This window comes from Arenimonas sp. (assembly GCF_019459675.1).
Taxonomy (GTDB): domain Bacteria; phylum Pseudomonadota; class Gammaproteobacteria; order Xanthomonadales; family Xanthomonadaceae; genus Arenimonas.
In genome coordinates this window covers 1-12,962 of record NZ_JAIBFH010000154.1, presented here as the reverse complement: position 1 = coordinate 12,962, position 12,962 = coordinate 1, and the positions used below count along the sequence as shown (strand labels likewise).

Genomic DNA, 12,962 nt, shown 5'->3' with positions numbered 1-12,962 from the left:
CCTGCGGCTGGAGGCCGACGGCCAGACCCGCCGCCTCGACGGCAGCGCGGTGGCCGGTGATTTCCTGGCCGCCCTGGACGCCGACTGGCTTGCCCTGCAGACACCGCCCGACGGTGGCGCGCTGCCGTTCCAGGGCGGCTGGGCGCTGTTCCTGGCCTACGAGCTTGCGGCCCAGGTCGAACCCAGCCTGCAGCTGCCGCCCGCGCCTGGCCCGCTGCCGGTAGCCCTGGCGCTGCGCTGCCCGGCCGCCGTGCTGCGCGACCGCAGCAGCGGACGTTGCCTGGCGGTGGCCGAAGACGGCGCCGCTGCGCTGCTGGAGTCCATTGCCCCGGTGCGGGCCGGGGATGACTGGCCGCGCTTCGAACCACCCACCCTGCGCGAGGACGAGCCCCAGCGCTTCCTGGACGGCGTGGAACGCATCCACGACTACCTGCGTGCCGGCGATGTGTTCCAGGTGAACCTGTCGCGCGCCTGGCGCGCCCAGTTCGACCAGGCCCCCGATCCGGCGGCGGTGTACGACCAGCTCCGCCGCGCCAACCCCGCGCCTTTCGCCGGCCTGCTGCGGCTTGGCGGGGCGGCGCTGCTGAGTTCGTCGCCCGAGCGACTGGTTTCGGTGCGCGGTTCGCGCGTTGAAACCCGTCCCATCGCCGGCACCCGTCCGCGTTTTCCCGGCGACGACGAAGCCGAGCGGATCCGCGATTTGGTTGGAAATCCCAAGGAGCGTGCCGAGCACGTGATGCTGATCGACCTGGAGCGCAACGACCTGGGTCGTGTCTGCGTGCCCGGCAGCGTGCAGGTGGACGAACTGATGACGGTGGAGAGTTACGCCCACGTCCACCACATCGTCAGCAACGTCGGCGGCGAACTGCGTCCGGGAACGACGCCGGGCGAGGTGATCCGCGCCGTGTTCCCCGGCGGCACCATCACCGGCGCGCCTAAGGTGCGCTGCATGCAGATCATCGCCGAGCTCGAGGCGCAGGGGCGCGGCGCTTACACCGGTGCGCTGGGCTACCTGGGCCGCAGCGGCGACCTGGACCTCAACATCCTGATCCGCAGCGCCTGGCTGGCGGGACGCGAGCTTGAGTTCCGCACCGGCGCCGGCATCGTGGTGGACTCGGACGCCGGGCGCGAACTCGACGAAACGCGCGCCAAGGCCCGCGGCCTGCTGCGGGCGCTGGGAGCCGCAGGATGAGCGTGCTGGCGTCGCTGGTGTTCCAGGGCACGCGGCGCGTGCCGGCGCTCGATGCCGGTGAACGTGGCCTGGCCTACGGGGATGGCCTGTTCGAAACCGCGCTGGTGCACGACGGGCTGGTGGTCTGGTGGCCGGCCCACCTGGCTCGGCTGTCGGAGGGCGCGGCGCGGCTGCGGATCCCGATGCCTGACGTGGCCTGGCTGGCCTCGCAGGTTGCGACGTTCGTGGCCCGGGCGCCTGCGCGCGCCGTGCTCAAGCTGGTGCTCACCCGCGGCGCGGGTGGCCGCGGCTATGCGCCGCCGGAAATGGTCGAGCCGACGCTGCTGCTGTCCCTGTACGCCGCGCCCATGCCCTTGCCGGAATCGCTGGCGCTGCGCTGGTGCGACACGCGCCTGGCGATCCAGCCGGCGCTGGCCGGCCTCAAGCACCTCAACCGCCTGGAGCAGGTGCTGGCCCGCAGTGAATGGCGCGACCCGGCGATCCACGAGGGCCTGATGCTTGATACCGACGGCCAACTGGGCTGCGCCACCGCCGCCAACGTATTCGCGCTGCGCGATGGCCGCTGGCTGACGCCGCCGGTGCAGCAGCGCGGCGTTGCCGGCGTCGCGCGGGCCTGGGTGCTGGCGAACGAGCCCAGCGCCGCCGTGGCGGAGCTGTCGCCGGCCGACGTGGTTTCGGCGGATGCGCTTTTCCTGTGCAATGCCGTGCGGGGTATCCTGCCGGTCGGGCGACTCGGCGATCGAAGCTGGGCGCCACATCCGGCGCTGGCGTCACTGCAGCGGCGACTGGGCCGGTCCGAACCGGCGTTTGATCCCGGGAGCTAGGTTTTGGCGAAGACATCCTCGCATCGCGTGCTCAAGGCGCTGGTGGCGCTGACACTGCTGGCCGCCGTGGCCTTTGGTGGCTGGGCCTGGCAGCGCTACAGCGGCTTCGCCGACACGCCCATCGGGTTGGCCGGCAGCGAGCGCATCATTTCCGTGGAGCGAGGTGATGGATTCCAGGACATCCTGGACAAGCTGCGCGCGGCCGGCATCGACGAAGGCCACGACCTGGAGTGGAAAGTGCTGGCCCAGGAGATGCAGGTGGTGGCGCGCCTGCAGGTGGGTGACTACACCGTGCGGCACGGCATCACCCCGCGTGAACTGCTGGCCAAGCTGGAGAGTGGCAAGGTCATCCAGCATCGCTTCACCATCGTCGAAGGCTGGAACCTGCGCGAACTGCGCGCGGCGCTGGCCAGCGACGACGTGCTGGTGAAACAGTTGCCCGGGCTGGACGATCGCGCGCTGATGGCGGCGCTGGATCGGCCCGACCAGCATCCCGAGGGCCGGTTCCTGCCCGAGACCTACCACTACACCCGCGGCATGACCGACCTGGACCTGCTACGTCGCGCCGCGCTGGCCATGGACAAGGCCGTGGCCGACGCCTGGGAGGCTCGCGCCGAGGGCATCCCGATCGAGTCCCCCGAGCAGCTGCTGACCCTGGCCTCCATCATCGAGAAGGAAACCGGCAAGGCGTCCGAGCGTCCCGAGATCGCCGGCGTGTTCGCACGGCGGCTCAAGCTGGGCATGCGCCTGCAGACCGACCCGACCGTGATCTACGGCATGGGCAGCGCCTACGACGGCAACATCCGCCGCAGCGACCTCACTACCGACACGCCCTACAACACCTACACGCGCGGCGGGCTGCCGCCGACGCCCATCGCCATGCCGGGGCGCGATGCGCTGATGGCCGCGGCCAACCCGGCGCCGGGAAAAACGCTTTATTTCGTTTCCCGCGGCGACGGCAGCCATGTGTTCTCGGCCACGCTGGCCGAGCACAACCGCGCCGTCGCCTGCCACCAGCTGCGGCGCTGCCGATGAGCACCCGCGGCCTGTTCATCAGCATCGAAGGGGGCGAGGGTGCGGGCAAGTCCACCGTGATGGCCGCGCTCAGCCAGGCCCTGGCCGAACGCGGCCACGAGTTGGTGCTGACGCGCGAACCCGGCGGTACGCCCGAGGGCGAGGCCATCCGCAAACTGCTGCTGGACCCCGGCAACCACCTGCTGCCCGAAACCGAGCTGCTGCTGATGTTCGCGTCGCGCGCGCAGCTGGTGCGCCAGTGCGTGCTGCCGGCGCTGGCGCGCGGGGCGGCGGTGCTCACCGACCGTTTCACCGACGCCAGCTTCGCCTACCAGGGCGGTGGCCGCGGGCTGGACATGGCCCGGATTGCCGAACTCGAACGCTGGGCGGCCGGCATCAAGCCCGACCTCACGTTCCTGCTGGACGTCGGCGTGGCCGAGGGCCTGGCCCGCGTGCGCTCGCGCGGCGGCGAGCCCGACCGCATCGAGCGCGAGCGCGCCGACTTCTTCGAACGCGTGCGCGCCACCTACCTGGCGCGCGCAGCGGCTGAACCCGACCGCTTCCGCCTGATAGACGCCGGCCGACCCGTGGATGATGTGCGCAGCGCCGTACTGGCCGCGCTGGCGGGCTGGATCGAGGCGTCGAAGTGAGCGGCTTTGCGCCCTGGCAGCAGCGCGTGTTCGACGGTGCGCTGGCTTCGCTGGCCGAGGGCCGGCTGGGTCACGCGCTGCTGTTTTCCGGCGCGGCGAAAATGGGCAAGCAGGCCGTGGCGAACCGGCTTGCCCAACGCCTGCTTTGCCCCACCCCGGGCGCCGACGGGCTGGCCTGCGGCCGCTGCCGCGGCTGCCAGCTGTTTGCGGCCGGCACGCATCCGGACTTCAAGTTCACCAGCTACCTCCCCAACGACAAGGGCGACAAGCTCCGCAGTGAGCTGATCGTCGACCAGATGCGCGAACTGGGCCACTGGTTTTCGATGACGCCGCAGATGGGCGCAGCCCAGGTGGCGATGATCACGCCGGCCCACGCGATGAACATCAACGCGTCCAACGCCCTGCTCAAGACGCTGGAGGAACCGTCCCGCGACCGCTACCTGCTGCTGGTCACCGATCGTCCCGGCCGTTTGCCCGCCACCATCCGCAGCCGCTGCCAGCGGCTCGAGTTCCGGCCGCCGGGCAAGGCCGAAGCGATGGACTGGCTGCGCGCGCAGGGCCACGGCGAAGCGTCGCTGGCCCCGGCGCTGCATGCGGCGCGCGGCCACCCTGGCCTGGCGTCGGACTGGCTGGAGACCGGGGGGCTGGAGCTGCGCCGGCAGGTGCTGGCCGATCTGAACGCGCTGTCGCAGTCGCGGCAGTCGCCGGTTGAACTGGCGCAGCGGTGGCTGGGCGACGAACACACGGCGCTGCGCCTGCGCTTCGCCGCCGAGCTGGCGCTGGACGCCGCGGCCGAGCGACTGGGCGCGGGAGACGCGTCGGGTTTGACGGCGGCCGGCGATTTCACGGCGCTGTGCGCATGGTTCGATGGCATCAACCGGGCCCGCGATCAGCTGTCGGTCCCGGCGCTGCGGCATGACCTGGCCTTGGCCGGTCTGCTGCTCGAATGGCGTAGCATGTCCAAGGCAACCGCGATCCAGGGAGCAAGGCGATGACGGGTGGTGCAGGCGCAAGGCAGGGCATCCTGTCGCTGGCAATCAAGGACAAGGCGGCGCTTTACAACGCGTACATGCCTTTCATCAAGGGTGGCGGCATTTTCGTCCCCACCGCCAAGCGTTACGCGCTGGGCGACGAGGTTTTCATCCTGCTGTCGCTGATGGAAGAGAAAGACCGCCTGCCCGTGGCCGGCAAGGTGGTGTGGATCACGCCCGCCGGAGCGCAGGGCAACCGTGTGGCGGGTATCGGCGTGCAGTTCGCTGAAACCTCGGAAGCCGACCAGGTGAAAGGCAAGATCGAAGCCATGCTGGCCGGCACGCTGGAAGCGGACAAGCCCACGCACACCATGTGATGCCGTCCTGGCCTGGCGTCAGGCAAGGCGCGGCAGGATCAACCAGAAGGCCAGGCCCGCGATGGCGCCCGCTGCGGCGCCGGCCACCAGTTCGCGTTTGTGGTGCCGCCCGAGCACCCAGCGCGACCAGGCCACGGCGGCGGTGAACGCCAGCCCCGCGGCCAACGGCCAAGGCCCCATCGCCCAGAGCAGCAGCGCCGAGAACATGGCGAAGGCGGCGTGCAGGGACAGCTTCAGCCAGGACGCCAGCAGCAGGCCGGCCGCGATGATCGCGGCGGCGCAGGCCAGGCCCAGGGAAAGCGCCGGCTGCGGCGACACCAGCGCAAAGAAGCCGGCGCCCCCCGCCAGCAGCACCAGCAGAAAACGATTCAGCCCCTGCCGCTCGTGGCGCTGGCTGGCGTCCACGTGCTGCCAGTGCCCGCGCCGGACCTGCCACCACGACCAGCCTTGGATCAGCGAAGCCATCAGCACCAGCGTGACAGCGGCCAACAGCCATTGCCTCCGGCCCAGGCCCGTGCCCGCCGCCACGAACAATGCGGCGGCAGGCAGCACCAGCAGCGGGTGGCCCAGGATGGACAGCGTTCGCGCCAGCGCGGTCCTCATCCCATGCGCCCACTCAGGTAAAGGCCCAGCAGCACCCCGAGCGTGGCAAGGCTCAGTCCGGCGCCCGCGCCTATCCAGGCCAGGACCCTCTCGCGACGCTGGCGCGGCGCCGCGCGCTCGGGATCCACGCTCAGTTCGTGAGCACGCCTGCGGGCGATGATGCGAGGAAACCACCAGCCGCTGGCGAACACGATGCCCAGCGCGAAGCCCGCCGACGTGGCCAGGTGCGGGATCCAGCCGGGCACTTTTGCCAGCAGGGTGATGCCGATCGAAAAGGCCACGGTGAGGGTGCTGGTGAATACCCCGTAGGCGATCACGCCGCGTCGCTCACGTTCGTCGAACGGCTGCGCGAGCAGCTTGCGGATGCCAAGCCAGACACCCAGCAGGCCGCCGGCCACGCCGGCCGCCGCACCTCCGAGTGCGCCGAACCCCAGTTTGGCCACGCCGTTGGCTGCGCCCAGTGCGCCCATTCCAAGCGTGGCCGCCGCAGCGGCGGGCGGGGCGGCGGTCATCAGCAGGGTAGCCACCGCCGCGGTGAAGCCGGCGCCGGGCGCCGAGGCCTTGGCGAATTCGCCCAGACGCTGCAGCAGTTCATCGCGCACCAGCTGGCGCGCACGCGAAAGACGTTTGCGCACGGCCGCGTCCTGCAGCCCCAGCAGGCCGGCGACCTGGCGCGAGCTTTGTCCCTCGCGGTAGTAAAGCAGCAGCACTTCGCGTGACTCTTCCGGCAGCCGGTCGATCACATCCGCGGCGACGCTGGCTTCCTGGGCATGCGCCAGCCGTTCGGGCGGGCCAGGGTGCGGATCGGCGACGGCGGCCAGCGCCGCTTCGATGTCGCCGGTGCCCGAGCGACGCTGCGCCTGGCCGCGCAGGTGGTCGCGGGCCAGGTTGCGGGTGATCTGGCGCAGCCAGGGCAGGAAGCTGGCCGGGTTGTTGAGCTTGCGCAGGTTCTGCCACGCCGACAGGAACGCTTCCTGGGCGATGTCTTCGCTGGTGGGCACGTCGCGCACGATGGCCAGCGCGATGCTGGTGACGGTGCTCTGGCAGCCCGCGACGATGCGGCCGTAAGCGTCGCGGTCGCCGCGCGCCGCCGCCGGGTAGTGGGAGTGGATGAGGGATTCGAGGATTTGCGTGCTCATGGCGATGTCCGTGGGGTGTTGCCCACAAAGACGCAGGGGCGCGCGGGATGTGACCGCCGCGCCGCCGCCGGCCGGGCCGGTGCCGCGGGGCTCAGCGGCAGTCCTTCCGTGCCGAAAGCAGTTCGGTGGCCCGCGACTGGGTCCAGGTGCCTGCCAGCGGCGACAGCAGCGGAGCGCTCACGCTGATCTGCGCCAGCCCGCGCCTGCCGTCGGCGTTGGTGCCCAGCGTGCGCGTCAGCGTGCCGGTGAGCGTGGACGACGTGCTGGCGAAGCCGCAGGTGGGGCAGCTGCCGCGCAGCTGTTCCAGGGCCACCTGGTTGACGGCTTCGTTCCAAGGCTTGGCGCCGATCAGCCATCGCGCCACGCCCGAGGCGTCGTAGAGGTAGGCCGCGTAGATTTCCTGGTCCGGTTCGTACTGCGCGCTGTAGCCGAAGCCGCTGCGGCTGGGTGAGAACCAATGGCCGGTGGCGTCCAGCGGCGCGCCCTCCAGCGTGGGGCAGCCGCTGCCGCCGCCCAGCCGCACCATCGTTTCGCTGCCGCTGTCGCCGTCGAGGTTGTAGGAGAAAACCATCGAGGAAGGGCCGGTCGGCGTCACGATCATCTGGCCGATCTCGGTGGCCGTGGTGGCGGCGCCGTTCCAGCCGATGCGGAACATCGGGGCGCTCCAGCCGCCGCTGCCGCCAGGCGCCGGGGCGGTGGCCTGGGCGTAGTACCAGGTGGGCGTGCCGTCCTCCAGGTAGGTGTACCAGACAGCCACCCACTGGGCGCCTGCGAAATCGACGAACACGCCGTGGCCGGACCGCTCGGGGTTGAAGTACTGCCCGCTGCGGAAGTCCGGCGCGGCCGCCTGGGTCTGGATCGTCGCGGTCACCGTGGCGTTGGCGTAGCTGAGCGAGCCCGCGCTGGGTCGCGCCAGCGTCACCATCACGCGCGACGCGCCGGCGGTCCGGGGCGTGGGTATGTCGATCAACTTTGTGAGGGCAGCGCTGGTGTCGGAGGCCCTGGGAGCGGTGCGGGCGCTGCCGGCCCCGATCTGCGACGAGCCCCCCAGGTCATCGGAGATGATGTTTGCATACAGGTCCACGTCCACCTGCGACGTCACCTGGACCCGCACGCTGCGCGAATGCGGCGGCACCGGGAAGTACAGCCGGCTCTCTTCGACGGTGCGGTTCCAGGCCGGCACGGCGACCGTGGCGGGGACGCCGTCGGCCAGCGCGAGCGCAGCGGGCACCCAGTCGCGGCGCAGCAGCTGCAGGTCGCGCGTGGCGACGACCACGCCCGGAGACGATTCCACCACCAGGCGGGCCGCCAGCGGCGTCGTCGGCGTGCCCGGCAGGGCATTCCAGCTGACTTTCGCCTTGAGCGTGGCGCCGGCGGCGGCGATGGTGGGGCCGGTGGCGAACATCCGGCCGGAGCCGGCGTATTCGATGCGCCAACGGGCGTCGGTCAGGGCCGGCAGGTCCGACAGGGTGACTTCGAAGTGGCCGTTGGTGGTGGCGATGTCGCGCACGGCTTCGTCGGCCGGACGAAACCAGGCCGCGGCGCCGGGCAGGGTGATGTTCAGGCTGCGCGCCACGTCGGCGTCGGCCGCGCCGCAGGCCTGGTTGGCGCAGTCGGCGCGGGTGACGTTGGGGTTGGAGAACGTCAGCGCCTGCACCTGGCTGCCGTCGCGATAGGCCATGACGGTGTAGAAACCGCTGCCGCCCGGCGGCGTGGTCCGGAAACCGTGGGAGTAGGTGTGGGCGCCGTCGCGTTCGTTGTCATTGCTGGCGATGTCGTGGTTCTGGCCCAGGTTGTGGCCGATCTCGTGGCCGATGGTGCGCTCGGAGCAGAACGAGCCGTCGCTGGTGCCGTGGCTGGCGGTGAAGTAGCCGAAGTCCACCGAGCCCGCGATGTCGCTGCCTTGGTAAGCGCCGAGCCAGCCGTTGCCGCAGCTCACCGATTCGGCCTTGTCGAATCGCCGCACCAGGCCGACGATGTCGGCGCCGTGGCGATGGCGCAGCGTGGCCAGTTGGAACGCAACGGCCTGCGCCGTGGTTCGGCGCCAGTAGGTGATCTCGCTAAGGGCGTCGCTGTTGGTTCCGGTGTTGGGGAAATCAACCCGCGGCGTGGCCACCAGGCGGAAGCGGCCGACCACGCCGCCGTTGGCCAGGGCGGTGTTGCCCACGTCGATGCGGTTCTGCAGCAGCGTGCGCACCGCGGCGTCGCTGCCAACGTAGGTCGCCAGGGCGCTATTGTAGGCCAGCATCACGTCCAGCTGGTTGGGGTTGGCCTGCGTCGTGGCGGGCGGCAGCGCCGCCGCCGTGAAGGATTTGGCGGTGGACCGCAGCTGGTCCATTGGCGGAATGAGGGCGTCGTCCACCTGCACGTCGGACGGTTCGCCCTGCGCAGCGCCCTCGTCCACCATCAGCACGGCGCGGCCGCCGACGGTTTCCAGAAGCATCACGCTGCCGTCGGGCCGCGGCAGACGGCCGAAAACGGCGTCGGGTCCGATCGTCACCACGGCTTCCTGGCCGAAGGCGGCGCCTTCGGCGCGGCCCACCCAGGTCAGGTCACCGCTGGCGTGTGCGGAATGCGAGACGTAGTCATAGCTGAGCTGGGCGCCGTCGGGATCGGGCAGCACCAGCAGCCCGCCGGGCTGCGCGGCGTCCTGCAGGGACTCGGCCTGCAGCGTGGTCGAATGCAGCCGCAGCCGACCCTCGCGCTGCACGTTCGGTTCAAGCTTGAGCAGGGTGACCGGGCGCGGCGGCTTGGCCGCGGCGGTTGCGGCGATGGCTTGCGCGGTTCCTGCGCAGGCCAGCAGCACCAGGGCGGAACGCAGCAGGGGGATGGAAAGCATCGGCGCGTGCTCGGGGGTTTCCGTTGCCCGATACTGGCATGCGTCCCGGCAGGCCTCAACCAAATGCCCGGTGCGACGCGCCCGCGGTGTTCATGTTTGTCACGGTGGAATCGTTGCGCGTGTCGCCGCGCTGCGTCAGCCCAGCGCCGACCACAGGGTCAGGCCGGTCGCCACCAGCGCCACGATGGCCAGCAGCGCCATGCGCAGGCGCGACATCTTGGCCAGCGGGTCGGCCTTGCGGGACGGCTCGTAGCGAAGGTGTTCGGGCAGGTAGGTGGCGTCGCGCGTGGCTTCGAGCAGGCCGGCCTCGTGGAGGATTTCGCGCGCCTGCTTGAAGTCGTCGGACTTGACCACCCACAGCGACGGCTGCTGGCCCTGGTCGTGGTTCTTGTTGCTGTAGCTGAACTCACGGCGGCTCACGCCCTTCCAGCTGCGGCCCTGGTTGACCTTGGTGGCGATGCCGGCGTCGTTGAGCATCTTTTCGACGCGCTCGACGTTCTCCAGACGTACCGAAGTGAATACCTGACGCATCAGTGGCTGCCTTTTTCTTCGGGGAGGACGCGTATCAGGCCTTCCTGCGCGGTGGACGCGACCAGCCGGCCTTCACGGGTGAATATCTGGCCGCGCGACAGGCCGCGCGCGCCCTGCGCGCTGGGGCTGTCGATGGAATAGAGCAACCAGTCGTCGGCGCGGAACGGACGGTGGAACCACATCGCATGGTCCAGCGAGGCCATCTGCACGTTGGCCTGGTAGTAGCTGATGCCGTGCGGGAACGTCGCCGTGCCCAGCAGGTGGAAGTCGGAGGCGTAGGCCAGCAGCGCCTGGTGCAGCACCGGTGAATCGCCGACGTGGCCGTTGAGCTTGAACCAGACCTGGTGGAACGGCGGGCGCTTGGGCGGCTTGAGCTCGTCGCGCGGGTACACCGGGCGGATCTCGAACGGCCCCATGCGCGAAAGCCAGCGCTGCGCCTTGGGCGGCAGCTGGGCCAGCTGTTCGGCCGACGGTGCCGCCATCGGTTCGATGTCTTCCGGTCGCGGCACTTCAGGCATGGACAGCTGGTGCTCGTGGCCGGGTTCGTCGTCCTGGAACGACGCGGCGAAGACGAAGATCGGCTTGCCGTGCTGGATGGCGGTGACGCGACGCACCGAGAAGCTGTTGCCGTCGCGCGAGCGGTCGACGTCGTAGACGATGGGATGTTCGACGTCGCCGGCGCGCAGGAAATAGGCGTGGATGGAGTGCACGTGGCGCGCCGCGTCGACCGTCTGCTGCGCCGCTGAAAGCGCCTGGCCCAGTACCTGGCCGCCGAAGACGTACTTGGTGCCGATGTCGCGGCTCTGGCCGCGGAACAGGTTTTCCTCGAGGCGCTCGAGGGTCAGCAGGTCCACCAGTTCGGCGGCGACGGAAGCGGTCATGGCAACTCCGGGGGTTCAGACCGGGATTATAGACCGCGGCGTGGGCCGGCCCCGGCCCGAACCCTCAGGGCCGGATGCGGACCAGGGGCGAGTGGTCGAGCACCTGCGACCAGGGGAAACGCGGCCCCGGGTCACGCTTGCGCGGCACCTGGCGGTCCGGGTTGTCGCTCGACGGCACGGTGTCTCGGTCCAGGTCCTCGTGGCCGGCGATGAACTCCAGCGTCGGGATGTCGCGCTTGAGCGCTGCCAGAAGCGCCAGCAGGGCGTGCAGCTGGGCGTCGGTGTAGGCCTGGTCCATGGCCTGGTGGCGGGTATCGAGCCAGTCGGGGTAGCGGCCGGTGTTCACCAGTTCGATGCCGATCGAGCGCTCGTTGTAACCGCGGGTGTGGTGGGCGGTGCGCTCGGGCCTGACGAACACGTGGATGCTGCCGTCGCGGTCGATGTAGAAGTGGCCGCTGTTGCCCGTGCCGCTGGCGTGCAGCACGCGCTCGCCGTATTCGCGCGCCATGGCCAGGTCGGGCAGTTCGGTGCAGTGGATCACCACCAGGTCGATGCGCGCTGCTGGCCGCGCCTCCAGTCGCTCCTCGTAGGGCAGGGGCCAGAGGTGCATCGCGGGGTCGGGCGGCAGGTCGGCGATCATGGCCGCATGCTAACATTGCGACCATTCCGGAGCCCTGAAACATGCCCTTTCCCGCCGACTCCGCGCTTGGCGCCCTGATGGCCACCTTGCCGCGCGCCGGGCAGGTCCAATGGATCGGCCTGCGCCCCGCCCGCGACGTGCCCATGCTCGAAGTCGGCCAGGCCCGGGTCGTGGCCGGCAAGGGCCTGGTGGGCGACCGCTACGGCAGCGGCAGCGGCAAGCGCGGCATCACCCTGATCCAGGCGGAGCACCTGCCGGCGATCGCCGCGCTCAGCGGGCACGACCACGTGCCGCCGGCGCTGCTGCGCCGCAACGTGGTGGTGTCGGGCATTGCCCTGGTGGCGCTCAAGGGCCGGCGCTTCCGCATCGGCGAAGCGGTGTTCGAAGGCACCCAGCCCTGCGACCCGTGTTCGCGCATGGAGACGGCGCTGGGCGCGGGCGGCTACAACGCGATGCGCGGCCACGGAGGCCTGTGCGCGCGCGTGGTCAAGGACGGCGTGATCGCGATTGGCGACGAACTGGTTGCCCTGGCGGACGGCGACGCATGAGCGGCCACGTCATCATTTCCCACGGCCTCGAGAGCGGCCCCGAGGCCAGCAAGGCCGCGGCACTGGCGCGGATGGCCGGCGCACTGGGCTGGACCCACGAGCGCCCCGACTACCGCGACCTCGACGTACTGGGTCCCCTGGGGGACGTGGCGGCCCGCATCCTGCGCCTGGGCGCCCGCGCCCATCTGTGCGAGCGCCGGCCGCTGGTGCTTGCCGGCTCGAGCATGGGCGCCTACATCTCGGCGCACGTCTCGCGCGAGCTGCACGTGGATGGCTTGTTCCTGATGGCGCCGCCCATCGCGCTCGACGCCGAGCCACGTTACCTCAAGGCCGCGATGGTGCCCACGCGCATCGTCCACGGCTGGGAGGACGAGCTGATCCCGGCGCTGGACGTGGTGCGCTGGGCCCAGCGCCGCCAGGACACCCTGGTGCTGGTGCCCGACAGCCACCGCCTGGCCGCGCACGTGGAGTTCTGCGCCGAAGAGTTTGGTCGCTTCCTGCAGATGCTGGCGCCATGAAGTTCTTCGTCGCCTGCGCCAAGGGCCTGGAATACCCGCTCGCCGACGAGCTGGTGGCCCTGGGGGCCGCGAAATCTACCGCGGCGCTGGCCGGTGCCAACGCCGACGGCGAGCCCGAGGCCGCCTACCGCGCCGTGATGCATTCGCGCCTGGCCAGCCGCGTGCTGTGGCCGCTGGCCGAGTTCGACTGCGCCAACGAGAACGACCTCTACCAGGGCGTGCACGCCATCGACTG

At 70.7% G+C, this 12,962-nt stretch carries 14 protein-coding genes and 1 pseudogene; 9 read left to right on the top strand and 6 right to left on the bottom strand.

All coding sequences use genetic code 11. The features are described 5' to 3' along the window. The 6 genes from K0M70_RS05605 to K0M70_RS05580 all read left to right on the top strand — a co-directional run. Positions 1 to 1,192 (top strand): aminodeoxychorismate synthase component I (locus K0M70_RS05605; protein WP_290780409.1); only part of this gene is annotated, 1,192 nt, incomplete at its 5' end. Beyond that, complete coding sequence (pabC, locus tag K0M70_RS05600; protein ID WP_290780406.1) at positions 1,189 to 2,016, top strand: aminodeoxychorismate lyase; 828 nt, start codon at positions 1,189 to 1,191, stop codon at positions 2,014 to 2,016. The genes K0M70_RS05605 and pabC, both read left to right, overlap by 4 nt. Before the next feature lie 3 nt (positions 2,017 to 2,019). Continuing rightward, positions 2,020 to 3,051, top strand: a complete 1,032-nt coding sequence (gene mltG / locus K0M70_RS05595; RefSeq protein WP_290780404.1) for an endolytic transglycosylase MltG — start codon at positions 2,020 to 2,022, stop codon at positions 3,049 to 3,051. Further along, on the top strand, positions 3,048 to 3,680 hold the full coding sequence (gene tmk, locus K0M70_RS05590) for a dTMP kinase (RefSeq protein WP_290780401.1): 633 nt from the start codon (positions 3,048 to 3,050) through the stop codon (positions 3,678 to 3,680). Before mltG ends, tmk begins: the two co-directional genes overlap by 4 nt. Continuing rightward, a complete protein-coding gene (gene holB / locus K0M70_RS05585; protein WP_290780398.1) occupies positions 3,677 to 4,675 on the top strand; it encodes a DNA polymerase III subunit delta' in 999 nt (332 codons plus the stop codon). The genes tmk and holB overlap by 4 nt, the downstream gene beginning before the upstream one ends. After that, on the top strand, positions 4,672 to 5,028 hold the full coding sequence (locus K0M70_RS05580) for a PilZ domain-containing protein (protein WP_290780394.1): 357 nt from the start codon (positions 4,672 to 4,674) through the stop codon (positions 5,026 to 5,028). Before holB ends, K0M70_RS05580 begins: the two co-directional genes overlap by 4 nt. 18 nt (positions 5,029 to 5,046) lie before the next feature. Here K0M70_RS05580 and K0M70_RS05575 read toward each other — a convergent pair whose 3' ends face one another. From K0M70_RS05575 to K0M70_RS05550, 6 genes are all read right to left on the bottom strand, one after another. Continuing rightward, on the bottom strand, positions 5,047 to 5,631 hold the full coding sequence (locus tag K0M70_RS05575; RefSeq protein ID WP_290780392.1) for a hypothetical protein: 585 nt from the start codon (positions 5,629 to 5,631) through the stop codon (positions 5,047 to 5,049). Further along, on the bottom strand, positions 5,628 to 6,770 hold the full coding sequence (locus K0M70_RS05570) for a sigma-70 family RNA polymerase sigma factor (RefSeq protein WP_290780389.1): 1,143 nt from the start codon (positions 6,768 to 6,770) through the stop codon (positions 5,628 to 5,630). The genes K0M70_RS05575 and K0M70_RS05570 overlap by 4 nt, the downstream gene beginning before the upstream one ends. A 91-nt stretch (positions 6,771 to 6,861) precedes the next feature. Next, positions 6,862 to 9,609, bottom strand: coding sequence for a reprolysin-like metallopeptidase (locus tag K0M70_RS05565; RefSeq protein WP_290780387.1), 2,748 nt, complete (start codon positions 9,607 to 9,609; stop codon positions 6,862 to 6,864). 135 nt (positions 9,610 to 9,744) lie between these two features. Then, positions 9,745 to 10,140: a pathogenicity-like protein gene (locus K0M70_RS05560; RefSeq protein ID WP_290780384.1), complete on the bottom strand. Its 396-nt coding sequence runs from the start codon at positions 10,138 to 10,140 to the stop codon at positions 9,745 to 9,747. Beyond that, entirely contained in the window at positions 10,140 to 11,021 is an 882-nt protein-coding gene (gene tesB / locus K0M70_RS05555) for an acyl-CoA thioesterase II (RefSeq protein ID WP_290780382.1), read from the bottom strand. Before tesB ends, K0M70_RS05560 begins: the two co-directional genes overlap by 1 nt. A 64-nt stretch (positions 11,022 to 11,085) precedes the next feature. Further along, positions 11,086 to 11,661 carry an N-acetylmuramoyl-L-alanine amidase gene (locus tag K0M70_RS05550; RefSeq protein WP_290780379.1) on the bottom strand — a complete coding sequence of 192 codons (576 nt, stop codon included), beginning with the start codon at positions 11,659 to 11,661 and terminating at the stop codon, positions 11,086 to 11,088. A 41-nt stretch (positions 11,662 to 11,702) separates the two neighbouring features. Between K0M70_RS05550 and K0M70_RS05545 the strand changes: the two genes are divergently transcribed. From K0M70_RS05545 to K0M70_RS05535, 3 genes and pseudogenes are all read left to right on the top strand, one after another. Further along, positions 11,703 to 12,209, top strand: a complete 507-nt coding sequence (locus K0M70_RS05545; protein WP_290780377.1) for an MOSC domain-containing protein — start codon at positions 11,703 to 11,705, stop codon at positions 12,207 to 12,209. Next, on the top strand, positions 12,206 to 12,727 hold the full coding sequence (locus K0M70_RS05540; protein WP_290780375.1) for a hypothetical protein: 522 nt from the start codon (positions 12,206 to 12,208) through the stop codon (positions 12,725 to 12,727). Before K0M70_RS05545 ends, K0M70_RS05540 begins: the two co-directional genes overlap by 4 nt. After that, a pseudogene (locus K0M70_RS05535) lies at positions 12,724 to 12,962 on the top strand (23S rRNA (guanine(2445)-N(2))/(guanine(2069)-N(7))-methyltransferase); the annotation flags it as partial. The gene K0M70_RS05540 and the pseudogene K0M70_RS05535, both read left to right, overlap by 4 nt.

Bases quoted from the DNA above. Each gene is read 5' to 3' on its own strand.
- K0M70_RS05580 (WP_290780394.1), top strand. From the start codon at position 4,672: ATGACGGGTGGTGCAGGCGCAAGGCAGGGCATCCTGTCGCTGGCAATC.
- K0M70_RS05565 (WP_290780387.1), bottom strand. From the start codon at position 9,609: ATGCTTTCCATCCCCCTGCTGCGTTCCGCCCTGGTGCTGCTGGCCTGC.
- tesB (WP_290780382.1), bottom strand. From the start codon at position 11,021: ATGACCGCTTCCGTCGCCGCCGAACTGGTGGACCTGCTGACCCTCGAG.
- K0M70_RS05550 (WP_290780379.1), bottom strand. From the start codon at position 11,661: ATGATCGCCGACCTGCCGCCCGACCCCGCGATGCACCTCTGGCCCCTG.
- K0M70_RS05575 (WP_290780392.1), bottom strand. From the start codon at position 5,631: ATGAGGACCGCGCTGGCGCGAACGCTGTCCATCCTGGGCCACCCGCTG.
- K0M70_RS05570 (WP_290780389.1), bottom strand. From the start codon at position 6,770: ATGAGCACGCAAATCCTCGAATCCCTCATCCACTCCCACTACCCGGCG.
- tmk (WP_290780401.1), top strand. From the start codon at position 3,048: ATGAGCACCCGCGGCCTGTTCATCAGCATCGAAGGGGGCGAGGGTGCG.
- K0M70_RS05540 (WP_290780375.1), top strand. From the start codon at position 12,206: ATGAGCGGCCACGTCATCATTTCCCACGGCCTCGAGAGCGGCCCCGAG.
- K0M70_RS05545 (WP_290780377.1), top strand. From the start codon at position 11,703: ATGCCCTTTCCCGCCGACTCCGCGCTTGGCGCCCTGATGGCCACCTTG.
- K0M70_RS05560 (WP_290780384.1), bottom strand. From the start codon at position 10,140: ATGCGTCAGGTATTCACTTCGGTACGTCTGGAGAACGTCGAGCGCGTC.
- pabC (WP_290780406.1), top strand. From the start codon at position 1,189: ATGAGCGTGCTGGCGTCGCTGGTGTTCCAGGGCACGCGGCGCGTGCCG.